The organism is Microbulbifer sp. SE14, assembly GCF_059834885.1.
On record NZ_JCBAJA010000003.1, the window covers coordinates 149,907 to 173,487 of the forward strand.

Consider the following 23,581-nt stretch of genomic DNA (forward strand, 5'->3'; position numbering starts at 1 on the left):
CCCCTCCTGACAGTTGCTCACCCGCGATCATAGGGTTTCCGGACAGCGGTAACCGCGCAGCAGGCTGCGATCGAAGGGGTTGTTGGTGCCGGCGGCGGCCAGCCTGAACTGCGCCCTGCGCCCCTGCTCCTCGAAGGTCACCAGGTGCTCGGTGCTGCTGCGGCCAGATTCCAGCTCGGACGCGGCCAGCAGGCGATACCAGGCCCAGTCGCCCTCGAAGTGCTTGCGGTGCACCGTCTCGTTCAGGTCCTCGAAAATAATGCGCACGCGATTGCTCTCGCCGCCGCGCCAGGTCAGTTTCTTGCTGGTCCTGGGGCCGTGGGAATAGGGAACCCGTTGTTCGCCCATCTCCAGCGCGAACAGGCGCACGCCGGAATCCAACTTGGTCGGCTCTATGCGGAACGAGTAGCCCGCCTGTTCGCCGGTGCTGAAGAAGGTATTGCGAATCCGCTCGGCACGGCGCAGCTGCGCCAGGGTTTCCGCGGACAGCCCCAGGCTCTGCCCCTCCAGGGCCTTCAGTCTCCAGCTGCGGGTATCGATAAACGGCTTCAGGTATTCGCTGACAAATTTCTGCTCGACGCCGCCCGGTTTGAAGTACTTGTTGAACTCCAGTATCGGCACCTCCTGTTCCCCGCTGCTGCGCAGCGGGTAGCGGTTGGCGAGGCTGCGGCTGTAATTACCGTACACCTGCTCGCGCCAGATGCGGTCCGCGTGCAGCTTCGCCTTGGCCATCACCAGGCCCCAGGTGCTGTCGGCGATATCGCCCAGCCACTGGTCGAAAGGAGCCGGGGCATTGGCGGCCTTGATGCGCAGCTGCTTGATGGCGTCGCCGCCACCGCCGGCGAAGCGCGCCTTGGCGCTGGTAAAGGCGGCCTCATTGGCATCAGGCGCGCTGTCTATCTCGGTCAGGTATTCCTGTATTTTCCCGATGGCGGAGAGGTATTCCTGCACCCTGGCCGGGCGTCCCTTCTCGCTTTGGGTGATGCGCTGCAGCTCCTCGAAACGCAGGTCGACGACGGTCGGCTGGAAGCGCTCCTGCAGGGCGCCGGCGGCGCTGCCCAGTGCCGCCGCGCCCGCGCTGCGCGTCCTGCTCGACACCGGCAGCGCGACCCCTGAGGCATCGGTGGGTAGCTCGGGCCGCGGCGTCAGGCGGGTGTTGTCTGCGGTGATTTCCGAGACGGCCAGCAGCGGCGAGTAGACCGGATCGGCGAGCTTGGACAGCGTATCCAGGGCCTGGCTGGTGGAGCGGAAGCGCTGGATCGGGAAGCCGCCGAGAAACTGCTGCCAGCGCTGCTGGTACTCGCCCAGGTATATGCGCTTCACCTCCTCGCCGAGCTTTTCGCGATCCGCCTCGCTGAAGTCCTCACCGCTGATGTCGCCGCCGTAGATCCAGCGCTCCTCCGCCAGCTTGGTCAGCAGCGGGGAGTCGGCGCCGAAATCCAGTTCCTTGTAGCCCGCCTTGGTGTAGAGGTAGGGAATGCTGAAACGCGGATCCGTGGCCGGAACGCCGAACAGCTGCTCGGTGTCGCCGCCGATGTCCCCGTACAGATCCACCGGCGTCAGGCCCAGCTCGCTGTTCTGCAACTGCGCGTAGAGGCGCTGGGGCACCGGGATGCGCCTCAGCTGCTGGCGCGCCCGCGCCACCACCCGCTCATTGGCCTGCAGGCTCTGCGGCAGCGGCCGCGCAAACAGCTGCTGCAGGTGGTGCGCCAGCCGCGCCTGCTGCTGCGCCTCGCCGGGCAGCTGCCGCTCCCAGCGCGCCGTGTAGTAGTCCTGTAAAAGCTGCGAATCCCGCTTCTCCGGATTGAAGAACATCAGGTAGGTCTTCAGGGTATCCACCAGGGCCGGATCCTCGCTGCCGAGGCGATTGAGATCGCCCTCGATATCGCGGATCAACGCGGGCAGGAATACATTTTCCAACTGGTCCCGGTAGAGTTTGTCCGCGGCCCTGTCGACCCTGTCGTCGTAGAGGCCGAGATTGCTCAGCCAGGGATGTTCCTCGCGTTCATAGACGGAGGCGGCGCCCTGCAGCGGCTCCAGCAGCTGCAGGCTGGTCTCGGCCGTCAGCCTCTTGCCGGCATTTTCCCGCTCGCCCTGTTTGTACTGGGCGATGTAATCGCGCACCTCGCCCATATAGATCCTGTTCTGCGCCAGGCTGCCGGTCCACAGGAACAGCGCGCCGACAAAGATCGCCGCCAGCGACACATACACGGCCCTGCGCAGCCACTGGGTGGCAGATTCGATCCTGCGGTTGACGCCCACCAGCTCAGCTTCGGGGAAGATCACATCCTTGAGCAACCGGTGCAGGAAATAGCTCTTGCCGGCGCCCTGGAATTTGCGCCCCATATCCCGTTCCAGGCCGAAGTCGGCGCTCACCGATGCCATCATGCGGTCGATGGGGCTGCCCTCCTGGGTGCCGCTGGTGAAATAGACACCCCTGACCATAGGCACCGTGTCGTAGCGGTTGGGGCCGAAGGTCTGCTTGACAAAATCGCCGAGGATTTCCCGCAGGCTCTCCATGCGCGCCGGAAAACCCTGCAGCAGCGCCCGCTTCTCGACGTTGCGCTCCTGGTGCACCCGCCACAGCACCCGCTGGTTGAGGCGCTCGATCAGCTGCTGGAATTCCGCGGTAAAGCTGTCCAGCGGCGCGCCGACGGTGGGGCCCGCCTCGGCGGGGAAGCTGATGCCCCACACCTGCTCCCGCTCCGCCTGGGACAGGTTGTCGAAGAACTCGCTGAAACCCGCCACCAGGTCGCACTTGGTGAAAGTCAGGTAGATGGGGAAGCGGATTCCCAGCTGCTGCTGCAGCTCGTTGATGCGCTGGCGGATGGTCTTCGCCTGGTGCAGCCGCTGCTCGGTGGTCTGCACCATCAGGTCCTGCAGGCTGATGGCGACCAGGACGCCGTTGATGGGACGGCGGCGGCGATAGCGCTTGAGCAGGCCGAGGAAAGCCTGCCAAGCGCTGTTGTCGTAGACCCGGTGACTGTCCTGGGTGGTATAGCGGCCCGCGGTGTCGATCAGCACCGCATCGTTGGTAAACCACCAGTCGCAGTTGCGCGTGCCGCCGACGCCACCCAGGGCCTCCTTGCCGTGGCTCCGGGCCAGCGGGAATTCCAGGCCGGAGTTGACCAGGGCCGTGGTCTTGCCGGAGCCGGGCGGGCCAATGATGATGTACCAGGGCAGCTGGTAGAGGGAGACACTGCCCCGGTCCGACTTGAACCTGGCCTTGCGCAGCACCTCCATGGCCTCGCGGAAGCGGCTCGACAGCGCGCTCAGCTCCTCGCGGCTGCGCTCCCGGTCCGGGTCGACCTCGTCCTGCTGGGACTCCTCTATCTCCTTGATCAACGCCTGGTTCTGGCGCCGCTCCACCAGCCACTGGGCGAGGTTCCACACCAGCCAGATGGCGAAAATGAACACGATCAGGGTCAGGCGCACACCGTGAGACAGGGTGGCGTTGTCGCTGCCGAACTTGATGTAGTCCGCCCCAAACCAGATCAGCAGCGACAGGGCCGTGAGGCCGATAAGCCCCAGCACCCATTTATTGGTAAAAAAATCGCGCAGGCGTTTCATGCAGTGCTCCATCTCCCGGGCCCTTCCGGCGCCAGGGTAATAACAGTCTGGGAATTACCGACTTCCTTTATTTTCGTAACTGCTCTCTCCTCGGGACCCGGAAACGAATACCGAGGTTTGATGCGAAGGCCCTGATGCCGGTGGCTGTTTGCGGGACTGTCAGCGAGTGGGACCTCGCTGCCAAGCCTACAGGGATGTATTCACGGGGGGCGCCTAGCCCGTGTCCCGCAAACAGCCACCGGCAGCAGGGCCGCCACCGGCCTCGATTCAGTGCCACAGGCGTGAGCAGTTACCTGTTTTCCGCTTCGTCAGTGGCCGCGGCGGCAATGCTCTCCGCCACCGGTGTCGCGCTCTCGTACAGCCACCAGCGATAGCCGCTGTAGGTGACCACCAGCAGACCGAAGACCACGCTGGCAATCACCCATAGCGGGATATAGTGAATCAACCGCGTCTTGCGCTCGACGCAGCCCCGCCAGTGCGGCGACAGGTCCCGCTCCATCGCCGGGCGGTGGCTCTCTATGGTCTGGTAGAGGTTGTCGCGGATCTGCTCCAACTGTTCGTGGCCGCGCTGCACCAGCCGGTATTTGCCCTGGAAGCCGAGACTCAGGCACAGGTAGAACAATTCCAGCAGTTCCAGGTGGGTGCCCGGCGTCTCCAGCATGCGCTGCAGTATCGCGAAGCATTTCTCGCCGCCGAAGGTCTCCTTGTGAAACAGGCTCAACAGCGAGTGCTGGCTCCAGCCGCTGGCGCTGCCCCAGGGCGTGGTCAGTACCACCTCGTCGACGACGGTGCAGAGCAGGTAGCGGGCGGTCAGCACCGTCTCCGGGGAGAGGGACAGCTGCTTGGCCTCGCGCTCGAAGCTCTGGATTTCCCGGGTCAGGCGCTTGTGCAGGTCCGGCACATTGCCGTGGTTCATGGTGGTGCGCAGTTTGATGATTGCGCCGAGCAGTTTCGAGGCGGCGGCCACCAGCGGGTTGAGGCTGTTGCGCACGCGGATTTCCTGCTGCAACTCCGCACTCTGGAAAGCGCCGCCCGCTTGGCCCGGGGCCGACTGGGCTGAGGCCGCGGCGCCCGGCGTCGGCACTATGACGGTGCGGTCGCCGGCAGTGGGCGCGCGCGGCGGTATGAAGCTGTCGTTGCTCATGATCAGTTGTTCCTTATTGCCCAGAGCTCCATGGTCAGGCCGGGAAATTCGGCCCCCAGGTGCACCGCGAAGCCGCCGGATCTCTGCATCGCCTGCCAAAGCTCGCCGCTGCGCTCCAGCTCAAAATAGGTAAAGCCCGCGTGGTAGGGAATCTGGCGCGGCGCCACCGGCAGCGGCCGCAGTTGCAGACCCGGCAGTTGGGCGGAGATCAGCTCGCGGATGGCCTCCACCGGCGCGACCTTGGCCTGGCCCGGGAAGCGGCTGCGCAGCAGATCTCCGGGCATATCCGCCTTCGCCGCCATCACGAAACTCGCCGACTTGACCAGGGACGGGTCCGTGACCGGCGCCACGTAGATGCCGTATTTTCTCTGCACCAGCTCCATGGCGATGGCGGTCTGCTCCAGCACCGTCGACAGCGACTGGCGCAGCGCGGAAAACAGGCCGGCATAACTCTGCTGCAGGTTTTCGTGGGCGTAGTGCGGAATCTCCGGCGGCCGCTTGTTGGGAGCCGTAAAGGTGGACAGCTCCCCGGCCAGCTGCAGCAGTTCCAGGAACAGGCTGTGGGGATGCAGGCGCGGCTGTGCCGTCAGCTGGCGCAGCAGCGGCTCGAAGCGGTTGATCACCTGCAGCAGCAGGTAGTCGGCAATCTCCGCCGAGCCGCTCCTGCCGCTGTCACTCAACCGGTGGCCCAGCGCCGAGCCGCGGTGATCCAGCAGGCCCTTGATCTCCTCGATATAGGCCTTGATCACGGAGGAGGCCTCGGCGTTGAGCAGCGGCGCTATGTATTCGGAATCCAGCTCCACCGGCTTTTCCGGCTGGCGCTCGCGAATCCGGGCTATGCCGATGGCCGCGTAGCCGCTCAGGTCGTCGCTCTCCAGTTTCAGGCAGACGCGCAGCTTACCCACCTGAATACGCGCGGATTCACCGGAGGCGGAGGCGCTGTTGCGCGCATCGAAGTTACTGGCCTGGTAGCGGGCCTGGGGAAAGTCCTCCTGGTCGCGCACCGATTCCTGGCTGCCCGGCCGCTTCATCGGAATGCACAGGTAGACGATTTCGTCCCTGCTGTTGACCGGCACTTCCAGCACCTCGGGCAGCAGCTCGTTTTCCGGCGCCAGCATCGGCGTGCCGTCGGGGAAGATCGCCTTCACCCGCGAGACGGATATCTTGCCCATGGCCAGGGGTTCGCTGTCGATGGCCAATTCGATAATGCCCCAGGTGTAGGGGCCGAGCGCCGCGGTGCGCGCCTCCAGCAACTGCTCCAGGTAGCGATCCTGCTGCTGGAAATGCTGAGGGCGCAGAAACATGCCCTCGCTCCAGATCACCTTGTTGTTTGCCGACATGTGTAGTCCCTAGTGAAGCCAGCTTCGTAAATTATCTGGCGATGGTGTCGGTGGATTTCTTGGCCTTTTCCATTTGCTGAAGTCGCTGCTGCATGCGTTCGTACTCCTCGCTGGAAATGGTCACTGTCTCGTCATCGGCACCGGAAGTGCTGCGCCGCGACAGGGTCGAGGTGGACGGCCGCCGCTTCTTGGCGATCGCTTCCGGGGAACCGATGCGGGTGTCGGCCAGCGTCACCCGGTATTCATTCTTCTTGTGGTCGGTGATGGGCAGCAGCATCAGCGCGTCCGCGCGCTGGTACTGCACGAACTCCGCGAGCAGGCCGATATACCGAACCTCCGGTGTCAGCGGCAGCTCTTCGACACGCTGTTCGCCGGGCGCGAACTCCTTCAGGATCACCGTATCAATCAGGTCCTTGCCCAGCCGCGAGCCGGCATTCTCGTAGAGGTTCAGGAAATCCTCGCGGGCAAACTGCCGGTCGTCGGCGAGCATGAATACGCGCACGACCACCGGCGAGGCGCGCCCGTCGTTGTCCGGGTTTACATCGTTCTTTATGTCCACGGACAGTTCGACACTGGTATCGAAATTGAGGGTGCGACGGGTGGTCTGGCAGGCCGCGACCGACAGCACCAGCGCGCCAACCAGCAGCAGCCCCAGGGTTTTGTTGATAGACACTACAGGCTCCTTGTGTATGTTTTTCGATTAGTTTTTCAGGTGTCTGGCGTTCTTCAGCTCTGACAACTGGTGTTCGTAGGTACTGGCAAACTCATCGCCGAACAGACGCCGGTAGCAGGCGTCCGGATCCGCGACCAGATCCCGGTACATGTCGACGAAACCCTCCCAGTTCCTGGCGTTCTTGCTGGCGAAGACCCCGCCCTGGCTGTTGAGGCGGCGCTCGATATTGTCCGGGTTGAAGAATTTCAACATGGCGTCGTAGCCGGCGCGCATGCCGGCGAGCACCGCCACCTGGTGATCCGACAGATCATCGAAGCTGTCCGCCACGGCCCGCTGCGGATCCATGAAGGCGCCGTTGCCGGCAAACATCGCGGCCAGCGCATCGGCGGCGGTGGCGCTGAACTTCAGCGGGTTGTTCGCCTCCGTCTGTATCATGGTGCGCTGCACGCGCAGCTCGTTCTTGATGCTGGTGCGCGCGCGCAGCAGGTCGATCAGCCGGGCAATGGTCTCCTGCACTATGGCCGCCGCCTGCTGGTCGAGCTGCTGCTGTTGCGCTGGGGCCAGGTTCAGGCCCAGGGCCGCGGCCAGCGCGCTGCTGCCGGCAGCTGCCGCGGTCTGCGCGGGCACCTGCGGAGGAGGTGGCGGCGCCTGGACCGGATTCTGCTGAAAGCCGGTATTCGGCGCTGTCTGCTGCAGCGGGGAGAACTGCTGCGATGCAGCGGAAAACCCGGCCGCCGGATCCGGACTGCCTGTATTGACAGGAGCGCTATCGAATCCCGGCGCGCCCTCGACCTGCTGCCCCTGCATGGCCGCAAAGGACTCCGCGAAGGGATTGTTGGCGGCCGACTGAGGTGTGGCCGGCTGAGGTGCGACCGGCTGGGGTGCGGCGGGCGGGGGCGCGACCGGCTGGGATGTCACCGGAGGCTGCGGCGCCGCAACAGATGCCGGCGGAGCCGCCGGTGCCGGCTCGGGCTGCTCCGGCCTGAAGTGCATCGCGTGGCGGTCTGCCGGGGCGTGATCCTGCTCGCTGCCGTCCTTCCACCAGTCGTCGTCCGCCCACTGGCTGCCGGCCGCACCACTGGCGCCGGTACCGAAGCCGGACAGGGGATCGGCCCCCGGAGCGAAATTATTTCCCGAGTCGAACGCGGCCAGCGGGTCGACACTATCTCCAGGCAGCCCCCCACCCAGGTCTCCCCCCAGGCTGTCGGCGGACTGGCCGGCGCTGCCGACATAGCCCCACTCGCCGGTGTGGGACGCGCTGGAACTGGCACCCGGCTCCAGCCAGCTGTCCAGTTGCTGCGCCTCCGCCTGGTTCTGCATTTTCGCCGCCGAGGCGGCGCTGAAGGTGGTGCGATCGGAGCCGTCGAGGAAGTCGGCGTCGCCGAGTCCTTTCGGCAGGCCGCTCTCGGCCTGGGGCCGGCGCAGGGCCACCTTTAGCTGGTAGTCGCCGACACCGATGATATCGCCGTCGTTCAGGGCAACCCGGTTGCCCTTGCCCAGGGGGTTCGACCCCTGATTGACATAGGTGCCGTTGGTGCTGTTGTCGATCAGGTAATACTGGTTGTCGCTGAAGGCAATCCGGGCGTGTTGCGAAGAGACCACCCGCTCCGGATCCGGCAGCACCCAGTCGTTGCCGTCCGCGCGGCCCAGACTGCCACCTGCCTGGGTAAACAGCTTGGTGTGCTTGAGCATGTTGGCCCCCTTGGGGTCCGCCAACACCGAGAGAATCAGATCCATTTAACTCTGGCCCGCATAGTTAATTAAAAATTATCGACTAACATTCTGGTCAATGCAGATAGCGCATTTGGAACTTTCGACACAGGGTTTTCATTTATCGTCCCCCAGCACTAGTCGCGTCACGGCATGGTGCCACCTTTCGCCCGGAAAAATTCTGCAACCGGTCACACCGCGGCGGAAGCCGTCAAACCCGCGGGGTATTTCTTCCAATTGTGTAACTGCTCACCCTCCGGACTCGGGAAAAGAATACCTAAACCTGATGTGAAGGCCCCGGCCTAGCGCCGCTGGAGTTAGTAGTTACCCAGTTTTTAAAAACAACCCGAGGCCATCCATTAATTCCAGGGCCCCCGGAGATCGCCGCCGGCCAGAGACTGCAGCCGCGGCAGCAGAATCTGGTCCCGCCCCTGCACCGAGCGCAGGGTACTGATGCCGGCCCGCTCGAAGTGCGCCGCGGCCCTGTCCGTCAGCAGCGCCTCGGCACAGGGGACTATCCACTGGCCCTGCGGAGACCTGCGGATATGCATCGGCAGGCTGTCATAGGTGGCCGATCGCACGGGTTCCAGCTGCCCGACGTGGGAAAACTGCTGGCAGACCGACAGCGCCAGCAGGTAGGCGCCGTTGCCCCACAGGTAGTAATTGTGCCCGTGCTCCTGTGTCAGTTCTTCGTAATCAAAACAGTCCGTCGTGGAAGAGTCGGCACCGTAGGGAAGCCGCAGCAGAAACCGGGGTCCGGCCAGCGCCACATGCGCACTGGCGGAGTAATCCCGCACCGCCTGCCAGCTCTCGGCGAACTCCCGCGAGAGCGGGTAGTGCCAATCGTCGGGATCCGTGGAACCGGCCAGGCCGGGGCAGCCGGCCAGCCGGCTGTCACCGCCGGCGACCAGCGCGCTGCCCGCGGCCTCGGCGATGGTGGCCAGGTCGATCAGCAGGTGCAGATCCCGCTCCTCGTCGGTAATGAAGAAATCGCCGACGACCAGGTTGTAGGGCCGATTACCCGCTGCGGTCTCCCGCTCCACCAGGCACTTGAACACCCCGGACTTTTCCAGGTCACTCTCCGCACTGGCGAAATCCGCCAGCAATTCCTCTTTGCTGACATCGATCAGGTAGAGCTGCAGGTTCGGGTGATCGTCGAGGCGGCGCAGCAGCAGCTGCAGGCTGCGCCAGCTGGCCTCGACCTGGCGAAAATCGCTGTGGTGCATGATCTTGCGCATCGCCTCGGAGGCCGCCTGTGTCAGCGCCTGCAGGTAGCTGTCCCGACGGCGGTCCGGCTTTTGCTGCACATAGGGGGCGATTATGTCCCTGATCAGGCGATCGACCTGGATCGCCCCCCCGCGCGGCTGGAAATCCCGATAGCCGCCCCCCGACAGGATGGCGTCCAGCAGGGATTCCGCGCCCAGCCGCTTTTCGGGTTGCGGCTCCAGTTCCGGCTTCCACTGCTGCATCTCCTCCGCGGCCAGGTCGAACTCCCGCGGATTCAGCAGGCGCTTTTCAAGTTCGATAAAGTGCCTGAACAGCGGCAGGCGGCTGTAGAGGTAGTCGGGATGCAGGTCGTCGAACTCCAGCAGGGACAAGGGCTCGTCCATCGTCGGCAGCTGCAGGCGCACGCCGAGCTGCTCGAACAGGGATTCGAAATTGTCCTTGGTCAGCCGGTGGGCCCTGCGCCCGGACAGGGTTTCCGGTTCGCACTGCCGCCGGCTGGCGCGGCCGCTGAAATCGCCCAGTATCGCGACTTTCAGCAGTTGGCCGGGAGTTTGTCGGCGGATTCCATCCCGCTCGCCGCGAAAGACAGTTTCGCCGGAATTGATGGTGGCTCGGTTCACACTCAGGTTTCCATTGGGGCCAGGTCGGCGTTTTCGGTTTGTCGGGACAGCTCTTTGGGCGCGGCTATTTTTGTCGGGGCCGCTTCAGCCCCTGGCTGTTCGATTTTTTTTGATTTTCTCGGCCGCCCGCGCTTCAGCGGCCTGACCCGCTGGTTGGCGATCTGCTCGATTTTGTCCTTGAAGGCATCGCCGCCCAAGACATGGCCCAACTTGATGGTCTCGGCAATATATTCCAGCAGGCGCCGGTCAAAGCTGTAGCGGAAGAGTTTCCTGTACTCCTGCGCGCGCTGCGTCGGTGTTTCTCCGAGGGCCATATAGAGCCGGTGGTCGGTGATCACATCGCTCTCCGCATTGCTGGCGTGGTGGTTGAAGCTGGACCAGACGTAGTCGCCCAGTGAATCCGCCAACCCCAGGTACAGGGGGCGCAGCTCCACATAGCGGTAACAGGTGAGCAGATAGGCATCGGAGTCGATCAGGCTGGATTTGTAGCGCCCCCTCCACAGGGTTCCGGAGCGCTTGTAGCGATGATTGACATACTGGACATAGCGGCGCCCCAGGGATTGCATCATCGAGGAGACGCCGTCGGGCACCCTGGGCGTGGCAATAATCTGGACCATGTTGGGTAGCAGCACATAAGCGTGAACGTCAACGCGGTATTGCTCCGCGGCGTTGCGCAGGCTGATCAGGTAGAACTCGTAGTCTTCGTCATCGAAGAAGCAGGGCAGGTTGTTGTGGCCCACCTGAACGATGTGCTGGGGAATATCTATCAGGTTGAGTCTGGGGAGACGGGGCATCTTGCCAACAAATCCTTTATGCTGCACAACCGTACCGACTGTGCCTTGTCCATATACCGGTGGGCCATTATCGCAAAACAAAGAAAAAAATTTCAAACACCCCGTTTCACCACGTTAAAATTACCGGCCGGTTTCGATTGCGCCAAATAACGAATAAAAATCGATTAGCGCGAATGTAAATTCAGCAGTACAGATTAACAGGGAGTCGCAACTGACATGGAGCCCATCAGGCTGGCAGTCAACGGGCGGACGGACATAGGTCAGGTTCGCGAGGAAAATGAAGACAGCATCCGCTGGCACGCCGACCCGGACAGACCTTTTGCCTATGTAGTCGTCGCCGACGGCATGGGCGGGTACAGCGGCGGCGCCACGGCGAGCAACATCGCCGCAGATACCCTGAAGGAAAACCTGGACGGTCTGCTGGAACACACCTTCCTCTCCTGCTCCCCGGAGCAGCAGCAGTTGATGCTTCGGGCCGCGCTGATGGATGCCATCCACAGCGCCAATCGGGAAATACTCACCGCCAAGAGCGCCCACCCGCAATTGTCACAGATGGGCACTACGCTGGTGGTGGCGGTGATCTGGCACGACTTCCTGATCGTCGCCCATCTCGGCGACTCCCGCGCCTACCTCTGGAACAACTACGGCATGCAGCGCCTGACCCGGGACCACAGCCTGGTGCAGGAGATGATCGACAGCGGCCAGCTGACACCGGAGCAGGCCCAGGAGTCCAGCGTTCGCAATCACATCACCCGCGCACTGGGCGTCTCCGAGCAGGTGGAACCCGACATCAACAGCTGGAAGCTCACCGAGAACGCCCTTCTGCTGCTGTGCAGCGACGGGCTCACCGAGTATCTCGATGACCATGGGATAGAGCGCATACTGGCGACGCACCGCCCGGCCCTGGAATGCGTCTACCGGTTTATCGACGATGCCAACCGCCTCGGCGGGAGGGACAATATCAGTGCCGGCATTCTGGAGTTTTCCAAGCAACCGGAAGTGGCGGCGACAGAAAGCGCGAACAGCATCACGCTGAGACCGAAAAAGGAAGACGTCACCGTGCGCAGGGAACAGCGCTAGTTTTAAAGTTTATGAGAAAGCCGCTATGACACCGGAACGTCTGGCCAACCCTATCCCGCGATTACTGCAAAAGCTGCATCCGCCGACTGTCGATATGCGATCGGGAGACCCGGCCTCCGCCTGCCGCTGGCTGTACCGGCTCAACCGCGGTGAGCAGCCTTCTGCACCCAACGCTCTACCCGATTCCCCACTCGGCAATCTGTGGCCGCAGCTGCCGCAGATTGCCCCGAACGAGTACAGCCTCGGCGGGGCACCACAGCAACGCCAGCTCTTTGTTGCTGACGCCGGCCCCATACAGGCAATCAGCGCGCCCGGTGTCAATCCGCAACAGCAGCCACTGCCGGCACTGGAGTTTTGCCAGCGGGTTTCGGGACATGTGATCGCCTGCAACGGTGAAGTGGCCTTCGAGCGCACCGATGCAATACTGCCGGGCCCGCTCGAATTTCGCTGGCAGCGCTTTTACCGGCACAGCGATAACGAGGACACAGGCCTGGGCACCGGTTGGCGCCACAGCCTCAGCGAACAGCTGCTGGTCCGGGACGGGGAGGCGGAGCTGCACACCGCCGAGGGGCGGCTGGTACGCTTCAAGGTCCCCGCCATAGGGCACAGCTGCTACAACCGCTTCGAGCGGTTGCTGCTTCACCGCCAGAGCCTGCACAGCTACCGGGTCTCGGGCTTCGACCAGCCGTATAAAATCTTCCGCTCCGACGGCGTCAACAGCGCCCTGCCGCTGGCGGAAATCCGCGACCGGTTCGGCAATTCCCTCACCATCGATTACCGGGAGGGGCTGCCCAGAAAAATAGTCAGCTCCTGGGGCCGCGTGGTGGAATTCCGCTGCCGGAACGGGCGTATCGAGCAGCTGGCCAACGCTCACGCGCCCGGCGACCAGCAACAGCTGTGTCACTACCAATACGATGCACAGCTACTCGTGGAAGCCGCAGTCGGCCTGCTGCGAGAGCGCTATCAGTACCGGGAGCAGCTGCTCGCCGCCATCGACAGTGCCGAAAAGGGTAACCTGCAGTTCCGCTACGACAATCAACAGCGCTGTTGCGAACTGCAGTTCAACCGGCTCACCCAGACCCTGAGCTGGCGCAGGGCCCAGCGGCGCTGCACCCTGTATTCCTCCGACCGCCACCCGATACAGTGGAAGTTCAACGCCTGCGGCCAGTTGATCGCCGAACAGCAGCAGGACAGGCACAGGAGCTGGCTCTACGATCTCTACGGGAATCTATGCCAGGCCATCGCCGCCGACAACCAGCGCAGTATCTACAGATACGATGAACTGGGCCGGCTCACGCGCTACACGCACAACAGTATCAGCGACCGCCACCTCTACGACAGGCGCGGCTTTCCCGCCGCCACGCAGCTGGGGAACGAACAGCTGTGGCGCTATGAATACAGCGATCTCGGACTGCCCGACAGGATCGTCGATCCGGAAAGCCACGAGTGGCAGTGCCACTACAGCGAACGCGGTCAGCTGCTGCAGATCACCGATCCCGAGGGTGGCCGGGTGCAGTTTAACTGGGACAGCCAGGGACAACTGCAGTCGATCCGGCGCGGCGACCGCCAGTGGGGGTTTGAATACGATTACTGGCAGCGGCCGACCGCGCTGGTCGCCGACGGGGAAGCCCGACGGCAGTGGCACTATGGCCACAGCGGTGAACTGCGGGAAATCACCGTCGGCGAATATCAGTACCGGCTGGATTACGACGAACGCGGCCGGCCCTGCGCGCTGCACGCAGACAATGGCCAGAGTCTGCACTGGCACCTCGATGAGGGTGGTAACTGCCGGCAGATCCGTTTTGCCGACGGTCGCGAATGGCATTTGCACTACAATGCCCACAGGCAGGTGACCGGGCTGGAGACAGAGGCCGGCGTGACTGCCTGGCAATACGACAAATTCGGCCAGCTCGTTTCTCGCGAAGATCCGGACAAGCGCCTGCGCCAGTGGCACTACAACCCGGACGGGAAAGTGCGCGAATACCGCGACAACGACACCCGCTGGTATTTCCACTACTCGGGTGATGGCACTCCGAAGCAGATCCGCAACAACAGCGGCGAGCAGTGCGCATTCCACTACGACCAACAGCAGAGACTGGTGCAGGCCGACAACGGCCACTCCTCGGTCCGCTTCCAGTACGACCGCCGCAACCTGCTGGTGGCCGAGCACTGTGACAGCAGGGACACGGACAGCATCAGTCTGAGACACCAGTACGACGCCCGCGGCTGGCTGAAGGGCAGCAGCTCCGACAGCCTCGACCTGGCCTATACGCTGGCACCGGACGGCGAGGTCTACGGCGTGGACGCCAACGGCGAGGCTGTGTTTCGCTGTGAGTTCCGCTGCGAAGAGAAGGGGAAGTCCGCGATCCGGATACAGGGCGACAGGCGCAGTGACTACCGCTATCAGTACGGACAAGTCACCGCCATAGAAACCGATCCGGATCTGCTATGGCAGTTCCAGCTGGAGACACCTCTCAGCCTGGCTGCGCCGCAAGCCAACGTAACGGTGCCGGAGAAAGGTTTATCCAGGGATACGCGCGGAAACATCACCCGCGAGCTCAGGAGCGCAAACCGGCGGGAGTACCTCTACCAGTACGACGGCTGGGGGCTGCTGAGCAGCGCCGAGTGCGGCGACTTCAAGACCTATTTCCGTTACGACCCCTTCGGGCGCCGCCTGAGCAAACTCAGCACCCACCGCAAGTCCACCCGCCGGCGCCGTATCAACACCGGTTGGTACAGCCTGGGCCTGTGGGGTGAAACCATTATCCTCAACGGCAAGCCCCAGTCGACCGCCCACTACCTACACCACCCGGGCGACCAGAGCCTGCTGTGCCGCTGGCGCCAGGATGAAATACAGCATTACCTGGTCGACCCGCGGGGACAGCCCCTGGCCCTGTTCGATCACGACGGAGAACTGCTCTGGGAGGCCCGGGACAGGAAGGGGACAGCCGAGTCAGGGGGCGACCGGGGCCCCTGGCGCGGCCGCGGCCTGCTCGCCGACAGCGAGACCGGACTCTGGTATTGCTGGCGGGGATACTGGCATCCGCTGCTGCGGTGCTGGCTGACCGCGACGGGAGATTTGATTTAGCCCATTCACGATGCCTTCAGCCCTACAATAAAGAAAGGAGATGGTAAAAGGTCCGGCATGGCAGAGGAGTTTGAAATCGGCGGCGTGTCCGTGGCGCCCGGTGAAACCAAACGCATCGACCTGCCGGTGGTGCGCCTGTACACCGACACGGAAATGGCGATTCCCGTCTATGTGCAGCGGGGCAAGCGCTCCGGCCCCTGCCTGTTCGTGTCCGCGGCGATTCACGGCGACGAACTGAACGGCGTCAAGATCGTCAGCCGCCTGATCAATAGCCGCGCCCTCAAGTCCCTGCGCGGCACCCTGATCGCGGTGCCGGTGGTGAATGTCTACGGCATGCTGCACCAGTCCCGCTACCTGCCCGACCGCCGCGACCTGAATCGCTGCTTCCCCGGTACCAGCAAGGGATCCCTCGCCTCGCGCATGGCCTATGTCTTCATGCACGAGGTGGTGGCCAAGTGCCAGTACGGTATAGACCTGCACACCGGTGCCATACACCGCGGCAACCTGCCACAGATCCGCGGCAACCTGGACGACCCGGAAATCCGCGAACTGGGCCGCGCCTTCGGTGCGCCGGTGATGCTGCACGCCAATCTGCGCGACGGCTCGCTGCGGGAAGCGGCCACGGACCTGCAGGTGAAGATACTGCTCTACGAGGCCGGCGAGGCGCTGCGCTTCGATGAGGTCTGCATCCGCTCCGGCGTGCGCGGAGTGATCAATGTAATGCGCCAGCTGAAGATGTTGCCGATGCGCCAGGGCCGCAAATCCATGGAGCCGTTTATCTCCTATGAGAGCGGCTGGGTGCGCGCCGGTGGCAGTGGCATAGTGCGTTTCGAGCGCAAGCTCGGCGACTGGGTGGAAAAAGGCGAACTGCTGGCCAGCATCCTCGATCCCTACGGCCACGAGCTGGATACTGTGGTGAGCGACGACGACGGCATAGTGATAGGCCGGCTGAATTTACCGCTGGTGCAGGAGGGCGACGCCATGTTCCATATCGCCCGCTTCAGCGAGCCCCACGAGGTGGTGGAGCGGCTGGAGGAAATGCAGGACGCGCTGGCGGATGAGGCGTTTGTGGGGGAGCGTTTATAGCTCGCCCCATCGGGACTCGGGACTCGGGACTCGGGACTCGGGACTCGGGACTCGGAAAAGAATACCGGAACTCAATGCGCTGGCCCTGTTGCCGGTGGTTACCTGGCAAATATTTACCGATGAGGTTTTTTGCCAGGTAACCACCGGCAGCAGGGCCGCCCGAGCCTCGCTTACTGGTAACAGGGACGAGTAGTTACGATCCGTTTTCCTTCAGCAGATCCAGGACTTCCCGGCTCGGATACCCCAGCACTTCCACACCGGCGCTCTTCTCGAATTCCCGGATCGCCTTGCGCGTACCGGAACCCGCCTTGCCGTCTATCTCGCCCTTGTAGAAACCCTTCTCCTTCAGCAGCGTCTGCAGCTCCTCCACCTGGGCGCTGTCGATGCGGGTAAAGGGCCGCTTCCAGTCGTGCACCAGGCCGGGGGCGCCACCTATCTGGTCGGCGAGCAGGCCTATCGCGGTCGCATAGCGGTCGGAGTTGTTGTAGCGCTTGATCACGAAGAAGTTTTTCAGCATCAGGAAGGCGGGGCCACCGCGGCCGTCCGGCAGCTTGAGCTCCGCCTTGTCATCCTGGCGCGGAAAGGGCTCACCGTTGGCGCGCTTGACGCCGAGCTTTTCCCACTCGGCGATGGTCAGCTTGCCGGCGGGCAGCTTGCGCTCGGGAATGGTGACCTCGTAGCCCCAGGTCTCCCCCTTGCGCCAGCCGTTGTTCGACAGCAGGCTGGCGGCGGTGGCCAGTGCATCCGGCACCGAATTCCAGATATCGCGCTTGCCGTCGCCGTCCATATCCACCGCATAGGCCTGGTAGCTGGTGGGAATAAACTGGGTGTGGCCCATGGCACCGGCCCAGGAGCCGGTCAGGTGGCTCTCGTCGATATCGCCACTCTGCAGTATCTTCAGTGCCGCCAGCAATTGCTGGCGGCCGAATTTCTTACGCTGCGGGTCGGCGTATGCCAGGGTTGCCAGGGAGCGGATCACATTGCGCATTACCTTCTGGTTATCCAGGATTTCCCCGAAGCTGGACTCCACCGACCAGATCGCCAGCAGGATATTGGGGTTCACGCCGAAGCGCTGCTCAATCTTGTCGAGCCAGGGCTGCAGCTTTTCCTTCTCCCTTTTGCCCCGCTCCACCGCGCGCTTTCGCACCCGATTGTCGAAATACTGCCAGACCGGCGCCTTGAACTCCGGCTGATAGGCGGCCTTCTCCAGTACCCACGGGTCCGGCGCCGTGATGCCCTCGAAGGCGCGGTCGTAGACCTCGCCGGAAATACCGTTCGCAATCGCGGTCTTGCGGAAATCCTTTACCCATTTCTCGAACCCCGGGTCCGCGGCCTCCCGGGCAGCCGACGGCAATGGGAATATCAGGGCGGTGAACAGGGCGAAGAGCAGGGGGAAATGAAAAAGTGGGCGGGAGCTGGACATAGGGATTCCTTCAGCGAACAAATAGCTCGCTCAAGGGTAGAACGGTAAGCTGTCGACCGAAAGGCGGATTTCTTTTTCCCGTGACGCCGATCAAAACCGCTCAGGGAATTACATAGAAAAGCACGGCAAAGAAATGCAGCACGCCGCCAGCCAGTACGAACAGGTGCCAGATGGCGTGGTGGAAGCGCAGGCTGCGCCACAGGTAGAAGGCGATACCACCCGTGTAACAGAGACCGCCCAGTACCAGCAGCCACAGGCCGCCGGGCTCGAGGCTGTCCATCAGAGGTTTGATCGCCGCTATCACCACCCAGCCCATCAGCGCGGAGAGCGTGATCGACAGGGCCCGGATCCTTTTCAGCGGCGTGAACTGGATGACCAGTCCCGCCAGCGCCAGTCCCCAGATGATGCCGAACAGCCACCAACCCCAAGGCCCCCGCAGGGTCACCAGGGTAAAGGGTGTGTAAGTGCCCGCTATCAGCAGGAAGATGGCCGAGTGGTCCAGGGTGCGCAGTATCTCCTTGGCGCGGATATGGCTGATGGCGTGATACAGGGTGGAGGCGCCGAAACAGAGAATCAGCGTGGCCGCGTAGACACTGGAACTGACAATATGCCAGGCATCGCCGCGCAGCGCGGCAAATCCGCACAGCACCCCCAGCCCGGCGATGGCGAGCAGCGCGCCCACGCCGTGGGTAATGCTGTTGGCGATCTCTTCCGCGAGACTGTAGCGGGTAGCGGCGGTGGTTGGCATGGATCCCCCCGATATCTTTTAAGCTGGCAGCCTGACAGCTGTCTGTGACCAATTGATTAAATCTAGTCCACATCATCGCGACAGTGGCATCCCGGCGCAAGGATTGAATGGGACCACCCGTCCGTATATCGCGCCGCGATCTGTGCGTCCAGTGCATTTTTGCGGCGTACATGCATGCTTATTGCATATTAGCCGCAAGAATGTGCTGGGCGTGCAGAGATCAAGCGAAGGCGCAGCTCGCGGCGCGATATACGGACGAACTCACATGGAGGAGAAATTATGACCGCAAATCCACAGGAGATACTGCAGAACCGCTTTCGCCTGCGCGACTTCCGCCCCGGCCAGCGGGCGGTGATCGATCGTCTGCTGGCCGGCGACTCCGCCCTGGCCATATTCCCCACCGGTGGCGGCAAGAGTCTCTGCTACCAGCTGCCGGCGCTGGCGATCGACGGCCTGACCCTGGTGATATCGCCGCTGATCGCCTTGATGCAGGACCAGGTGGACGGCCTCCGCTCTCTCGGCATCGCCGCCGCACGCCTGGATTCCAGCCGCAGCGGCGACGAGGTGCGGGAGATCTACCGCCAGCTGCGCGTCGGCGAACTGAAACTGCTGTATGTGGCCCCGGAGAGGCTGCAGAACGAGCGCTTCCTGCAGCTGCTGCGCGGCCTGAGCATCGGCCTGATGGCGGTGGACGAGGCCCACTGCATTTCCGAGTGGGGCCACAACTTCCGCCCCGACTACCTGAAGCTGGCGCAGCTGGCCCGGGAGCTGGGCGCCGAGCGCATTCTCGCCCTGACCGCCACGGCCACGCCCGAAGTGGCCGCGGATATCCGCCGCCAGTTTGGTATCGACGAAACCGCCCAGGTACAGACCGGCTTCTACCGCAAAAACCTGCAACTGGAAGTCACCCCCTGCGACGAGGCGCAGAAGCTGCCGCGCCTGACCGAACGGCTGCTGGCGGCTCCGGAAGCACCGGCCATCGTCTATGTGACCCTGCAGCAGACCGCGGAGACCGTCGCCGCACGGCTCAAAGCGGCCGGCATTCGTGCTGCCGCCTATCACGCCGGCATGAAAGCCGAGGAGCGCGAGCAGATACAGAACGCCTTTATGGCCGGCGAGATCAGTGCGGTGGTGGCCACCATCGCCTTCGGTATGGGCATCGACAAGGCCGACATCCGCGCCGTCTACCACTACAACCTGCCCAAGTCCCTGGAAAACTATATGCAGGAAATAGGCCGCGCGGGCCGCGACGGCGGGGCGGCCCGCTGTGAGCTGTTCGCCTGTGCCGGCGACGTGCGCGTGCTGGAAAACTTCACCTACGGCGACACGCCGATCACCGAGCACCTGGAGGCGCTGCTGCGCCAACTGCTGGAACAGGGCGAAACATTCGATATCTCCGTCTACGAACTGTCCAAGCGGTTCGATATCCGCCAACTGGTAGTCAGCACCGCCCTGACCTACCTGGAACTGGAGGGTGTGATCCGCGCCACCGGTCCCTTCTACACCAGCTACCAGATACAGTTCCTGCAACCGGCGACGGAGATTCTGGCGCGCTTCGACGCCGCGCGGGCGGATTTCCTGCGGCGCCTCTTCGATACCGGCAAGATGGGCCGCACCTGGCTCACCATCGATGTGCAGCGAGCCACCGAGCAGTTGGGCGAGCCGCGCACGCGTATCCTGAAGGCGCTGCAGTACCTGGAAGAGCAGGGCTGCGTCGAGACCCGCGCCAAGGGCGTGCGCCAGGGCTACCGCCGGCTGCAGACACCGGACCTGACCGCTCTCTGCGCGAAACTGGTGCAGCTGTTCGCCCGCCGCGAGCAGCAGGACCTGGCGCGCCTGCAGCTGGTGCTGGACTACGCCGCCAGCGCCGAGTGTCTGCCGGCGCAATTGTGCGGCTATTTCGGCGAGACGCTGCCGCAGCCCTGCGGCCAGTGCAGCAACTGCCGCCAGCCCCAATCTGACAAACTGGTGCGCAGCCTGCCTGGTACAGAACCGAGGGAAACCGGCGCAGCCGATAGACGGGGAATCGAGCAATTGATCGGCGAGGCACAGCCGGCGCTGGCGCACCCGCGACAGCTGGCGCGCTTCCTCTGCGGCCTGGCCAGCCCGGCCAGCGGGCGCCTGCGCCGGCACCCGCAGTTCGGTCGTCTGGCGCAGCAGCCGTTTCGGCAGGTACTGGCTTTAGCCGAACAGCTGTCGGGAAACTGAAAACGAAAACGGCGTCCCGAGGGACGCCGCTTCCGGTAAGAGCCGCAAGCGATCAGCGGCTGGGGCTGTGGATGCCCATTTCGCACAGGGCCGAGGACTCGCGCACTATGGTCTCGTTGCGATCCGGGCCGGTGGAGATGATATCGATCGGCGCGCCCACCAGTTCCTCGATACGGGCGATATAGGCGCGCGCATTGTCCGGCAGCTCCGCCTCGCGGCGGATTCCGAAGGTGGTCTCGCTCCAGCCGGGCATTGTCTCGTAGACGGGCTCCACACCCTCCCAACCGGCGGCGTCGAAGGGCACCGGCACTTCCTCGCCGTCGCTGTTGCGGTAGCCGACGCAGATCTTCACTTCCTCGAGGCCGTCCAGCACGTCCAGCTTGGTCAGGCACAGGCCGGAGATGCTGTTGATGCGGATGGCGTGGCGCACGGCCACGGCATCGAACCAGCCGGTGCGGCGCGCGCGGCCGGTGGTGGCGCCGAACTCGTGGCCCTTCTCACCCAGGTGGCGGCCCACGTCGCACTCCAGTTCGGTCGGGAAGGGGCCGCCGCCGACCCTGGTCGTGTAGGCCTTGGTGATGCCCAGCACATAGTCCAGGTACAGGGGGCCGAAGCCGGAGCCGGTGGCGGTACCGCCGGCGGTAGTGTTGGAGGAGGTCACGAACGGGTAGGTGCCGTGGTCTATATCCAGCAGCGAGCCCTGGGCACCCTCGAACAGGATGTGGTCGCCGCGCTCGCGGGCGCAATGCAGCTGGTCGGCCACGTCCGCAATCATCGGCACCAGTTGGTCGCGCCACTCCTTCGCCTGCTCGACCATGTCGTCGTAGTTGACCGGATCCACCTTGTAGTACTGGGTCAGGGCGAAGTTGTGGTACTCCAGCAGTTCCTTCAACTGGGCACAGAAGCTGTCCCAGTTGCACAGGTCGCCGAGGCGCAGGCCGCGGCGCGCCACCTTGTCCTCATAGGCCGGGCCTATGCCGCGGCCGGTGGTGCCAATGGCCTTGTCGCCGCGGGCCTTCTCCCGCGCCTGGTCCAGGGCCACGTGCACCGGCAGTATCAGCGGACAGGCCGGGGACAGGCGCAGCCGCTCGCGCACCGGCACACTCTTGGCCTCCAACTCGGCCATTTCCTTCAGCAGCGCCTCCGGCGACAGCACCACGCCGTTGCCGATCAGGCAGGTGACACTGGGGCGCAGGATGCCGGACGGGATCAGGTGCAGCACGGTTTTCTCGCCGTCGATCACCAGGGTGTGACCGGCGTTGTGGCCGCCCTGGAAGCGCACTACCAGGGATACCTTTTCCGTCAGCAGGTCGACGATCTTGCCCTTGCCCTCATCGCCCCACTGGGTGCCCAGCACTACTACGTTTTTGCCCATTTGCGTAAATCTCTGACTCAGGTTTTTTCCCTTGTAGGAGCGGCGGGGCGGCCATCCGCCGTTGGCCGCGATCGGTCCATGCCGAAACCACTATCGATCGCGGCCATGGGCCGCTTCCGCCCGAGCCGCTCCTACAATAAATTCAATAAGCTTAGTTTCAAGCCCGCGGCTTTACTGTCCACCCCCCGTTTTCCAGTCGCAGTTCGCGGTCGCAGCGGGACTGCACCTCGCCCTCGGCGCCGTCCGGGAGTGTGTAGATGACCACTTCACCCCGGCGGCGCAGCTTCTCCACAGCGCGCCACAGGGTCTCGCCGTCCGCCCCCTCTGCCAGCGGTGCGAGGATGGCGTTGTCCGCCAATTCCGGCGCGCGGCCGAGGATATTCAGGGAAACCAGGTCGCTACTGAAACCGGTGGCAGGGCGGTCGCGGCCGAACACCCTGCCGATGCCGTTGTAGCGGCCGCCGTTGGCCAGGGCCTGGCCGTGGCCGGGGGTGTAGGCGGCGAATACCAGGCCGGTCTCATAGTCGTAGCCGCGCACTTCGGAGAGATCGAAGAAGAGCTCCACTGACGGATAGCGCTGCGCCAGGGAATCGGCCACCTTCTGCAGGTCGGCCAGCGCCGCCGCCAGTTCCGTCGGTGCGCCGGCGAAAAGGTCGCGGGCCCGCGCCAGGCAGTCGCGCCCGCCGGCGAGTCGCGGCAATGCGCGCAGCCAGTCGGCCGCCCGCGGCTCGGCGACATTGCCCTCGACCCAGCTCTGCACATCGGCGCTGGCCTTGCTCTGCAGCAGGGCGAAGAGCTCGCGGCGCTGCTCGGCGTCCAGCCCCGCGGCGTCGGCGAGGCTGCGGTAGATGGCGACGTGGCCCAGGTCCAGGTGTATCTGCTCGACGCCGGCGACCTGCAGGCTCTCCAGCATCAGTGAGATGACCTCGATATCCGCCTGCAGGCTGTCGACGCCGTACAGCTCGGCACCTATCTGTATCGGCGCCCGCGAGCCCATGGCCGTGCGCGGGCGGGTGTGGAGCACATGGCCGGCGTAGCAGAGGCGGTTGGCGCCGGCGCGGGGGAAGCTGTGGGCGTCGATGCGCGCGGCCTGGGGGGTGATATCGGCACGGATACCGAGGGTGCGGCCGGAGAGCTGGTCGGTGACCTTGAAGGTACTGAGTTCCAGGTCGCGCCCCATGCCGATCAGCAGGGACTCGGTGAATTCCAGCATCGGCGGTATCACCAGCTCGTAGCCCCAGCTGTGGTAGAGGTCCAGCAGGCGGCGGCGCAGGGTTTCTATCTGCAGGGCATCCGCGGGCAGGATTTCCGCGATGCCGTCCGGCAGCATCCAGCGATCGGCTTGGGTCATGGTGAAAAAACAGTTTTGTCGGCGGTGCGTTAAGGGCGGGAGCGGCCCTCACAAAAAAACCGGGCGGGGCCCGGTTTGCGTGATTTTACCATCAAGTGTTTGCGGGAAGGTAGAGGTATTGCGCCATGCGGTTCCGCAAAACCT

At 64.0% G+C, this 23,581-nt stretch carries 15 protein-coding genes; 4 read left to right on the forward strand and 11 right to left on the reverse strand.

The features are described from left to right. Nucleotides 1–27: 27 nt before the first annotated feature. The 7 genes from tssM to AC6R19_RS03690 all read right to left on the reverse strand — a co-directional run bounded on the left by tssM (nt 28) and on the right by AC6R19_RS03690 (nt 11,078). Nucleotides 28–3,570 carry a type VI secretion system membrane subunit TssM gene (gene tssM, locus AC6R19_RS03660; RefSeq protein ID WP_500578192.1) on the reverse strand — a complete coding sequence of 1,181 codons (3,543 nt, stop codon included), beginning with the start codon at nt 3,568–3,570 and terminating at the stop codon, nt 28–30. A gap of 289 nt (nt 3,571–3,859) precedes the next feature. Then, nucleotides 3,860–4,714, reverse strand: coding sequence for a type IVB secretion system protein IcmH/DotU (icmH, locus tag AC6R19_RS03665; protein ID WP_500578193.1), 855 nt, complete (start codon nt 4,712–4,714; stop codon nt 3,860–3,862). Between the two features lie 2 nt (nt 4,715–4,716). Continuing rightward, nucleotides 4,717–6,054, reverse strand: coding sequence for a type VI secretion system baseplate subunit TssK (gene tssK / locus AC6R19_RS03670; protein ID WP_500578195.1), 1,338 nt, complete (start codon nt 6,052–6,054; stop codon nt 4,717–4,719). A 31-nt stretch (nt 6,055–6,085) separates the two neighbouring features. Beyond that, nucleotides 6,086–6,727: a type VI secretion system lipoprotein TssJ gene (tssJ, locus tag AC6R19_RS03675; protein ID WP_500578197.1), complete on the reverse strand. Its 642-nt coding sequence runs from the start codon at nt 6,725–6,727 to the stop codon at nt 6,086–6,088. Nucleotides 6,728–6,754: 27 nt separating this feature from the next. Next, nucleotides 6,755–8,464, reverse strand: coding sequence for a type VI secretion system-associated FHA domain protein TagH (gene tagH, locus AC6R19_RS03680; RefSeq protein ID WP_500578198.1), 1,710 nt, complete (start codon nt 8,462–8,464; stop codon nt 6,755–6,757). Between the two features lie 332 nt (nt 8,465–8,796). Further along, nucleotides 8,797–10,284, reverse strand: a complete 1,488-nt coding sequence (locus AC6R19_RS03685) for a type VI secretion system contractile sheath domain-containing protein (RefSeq protein WP_500578200.1) — start codon at nt 10,282–10,284, stop codon at nt 8,797–8,799. Nucleotides 10,285–10,286: 2 nt separating this feature from the next. Continuing rightward, nucleotides 10,287–11,078: a transposase gene (locus tag AC6R19_RS03690; RefSeq protein WP_500578202.1), complete on the reverse strand. Its 792-nt coding sequence runs from the start codon at nt 11,076–11,078 to the stop codon at nt 10,287–10,289. 216 nt (nt 11,079–11,294) lie between these two features. Between AC6R19_RS03690 and AC6R19_RS03695 the strand changes: the two genes are divergently transcribed. From AC6R19_RS03695 to AC6R19_RS03705, 3 genes are read left to right on the forward strand one after another with little or no spacing between them, the layout of a single operon-like run. Further along, entirely contained in the window at nt 11,295–12,158 is an 864-nt protein-coding gene (locus tag AC6R19_RS03695) for a Stp1/IreP family PP2C-type Ser/Thr phosphatase (RefSeq protein WP_500578204.1), read from the forward strand. Between the two features lie 25 nt (nt 12,159–12,183). Further along, nucleotides 12,184–15,246 (forward strand): DUF6531 domain-containing protein, encoded by a 3,063-nt coding sequence (locus AC6R19_RS03700; protein ID WP_500578205.1) that lies wholly within the window; start codon nt 12,184–12,186, stop codon nt 15,244–15,246. A 57-nt stretch (nt 15,247–15,303) separates the two neighbouring features. Next, the gene (locus AC6R19_RS03705; protein WP_500578206.1) at nt 15,304–16,332 is read left to right on the forward strand and encodes a succinylglutamate desuccinylase/aspartoacylase family protein; all 1,029 of its coding nucleotides are present in this window, start codon (nt 15,304–15,306) and stop codon (nt 16,330–16,332) included. 193 nt (nt 16,333–16,525) lie between these two features. Here AC6R19_RS03705 and AC6R19_RS03710 read toward each other — a convergent pair whose 3' ends face one another. After that, nucleotides 16,526–17,755, reverse strand: a complete 1,230-nt coding sequence (locus AC6R19_RS03710; protein WP_500578207.1) for a lytic murein transglycosylase — start codon at nt 17,753–17,755, stop codon at nt 16,526–16,528. 100 nt (nt 17,756–17,855) lie between these two features. After that, on the reverse strand, nt 17,856–18,503 hold the full coding sequence (gene trhA, locus AC6R19_RS03715; RefSeq protein ID WP_500578209.1) for a PAQR family membrane homeostasis protein TrhA: 648 nt from the start codon (nt 18,501–18,503) through the stop codon (nt 17,856–17,858). Nucleotides 18,504–18,782: 279 nt separating this feature from the next. On the opposite strand from trhA, the gene AC6R19_RS03720 reads away from it, so the two are divergent. Further along, nucleotides 18,783–20,711: a RecQ family ATP-dependent DNA helicase gene (locus tag AC6R19_RS03720; RefSeq protein WP_500578211.1), complete on the forward strand. Its 1,929-nt coding sequence runs from the start codon at nt 18,783–18,785 to the stop codon at nt 20,709–20,711. Nucleotides 20,712–20,763: 52 nt separating this feature from the next. Here AC6R19_RS03720 and AC6R19_RS03725 read toward each other — a convergent pair whose 3' ends face one another. Together AC6R19_RS03725 and AC6R19_RS03730 are read right to left on the reverse strand one after the other, a co-directional pair. Continuing rightward, a complete protein-coding gene (locus tag AC6R19_RS03725) occupies nt 20,764–22,086 on the reverse strand; it encodes an adenylosuccinate synthase (protein WP_500578212.1) in 1,323 nt (440 codons plus the stop codon). A gap of 157 nt (nt 22,087–22,243) precedes the next feature. Next, nucleotides 22,244–23,437, reverse strand: coding sequence for an ATP phosphoribosyltransferase regulatory subunit (locus AC6R19_RS03730; protein WP_500578214.1), 1,194 nt, complete (start codon nt 23,435–23,437; stop codon nt 22,244–22,246). Between the last annotated feature and the right edge of the window lie 144 nt (nt 23,438–23,581).

Coding starts and splice junctions, on each gene's coding strand:
- tssM (WP_500578192.1), bottom strand. CDS start 3,570: ATGAAACGCCTGCGCGATTTTTTTACCAATAAATGGGTGCTGGGGCTT.
- icmH (WP_500578193.1), bottom strand. CDS start 4,714: ATGAGCAACGACAGCTTCATACCGCCGCGCGCGCCCACTGCCGGCGAC.
- tssK (WP_500578195.1), bottom strand. CDS start 6,054: ATGTCGGCAAACAACAAGGTGATCTGGAGCGAGGGCATGTTTCTGCGC.
- tagH (WP_500578198.1), bottom strand. CDS start 8,464: ATGGATCTGATTCTCTCGGTGTTGGCGGACCCCAAGGGGGCCAACATG.
- AC6R19_RS03690 (WP_500578202.1), bottom strand. CDS start 11,078: ATGCCCCGTCTCCCCAGACTCAACCTGATAGATATTCCCCAGCACATC.
- AC6R19_RS03695 (WP_500578204.1), top strand. CDS start 11,295: ATGGAGCCCATCAGGCTGGCAGTCAACGGGCGGACGGACATAGGTCAG.
- AC6R19_RS03700 (WP_500578205.1), top strand. CDS start 12,184: ATGACACCGGAACGTCTGGCCAACCCTATCCCGCGATTACTGCAAAAG.
- AC6R19_RS03705 (WP_500578206.1), top strand. CDS start 15,304: ATGGCAGAGGAGTTTGAAATCGGCGGCGTGTCCGTGGCGCCCGGTGAA.
- AC6R19_RS03710 (WP_500578207.1), bottom strand. CDS start 17,755: ATGTCCAGCTCCCGCCCACTTTTTCATTTCCCCCTGCTCTTCGCCCTG.
- trhA (WP_500578209.1), bottom strand. CDS start 18,503: ATGCCAACCACCGCCGCTACCCGCTACAGTCTCGCGGAAGAGATCGCC.
- AC6R19_RS03720 (WP_500578211.1), top strand. CDS start 18,783: ATGACCGCAAATCCACAGGAGATACTGCAGAACCGCTTTCGCCTGCGC.
- AC6R19_RS03725 (WP_500578212.1), bottom strand. CDS start 22,086: ATGGGCAAAAACGTAGTAGTGCTGGGCACCCAGTGGGGCGATGAGGGC.
- AC6R19_RS03730 (WP_500578214.1), bottom strand. CDS start 23,437: ATGACCCAAGCCGATCGCTGGATGCTGCCGGACGGCATCGCGGAAATC.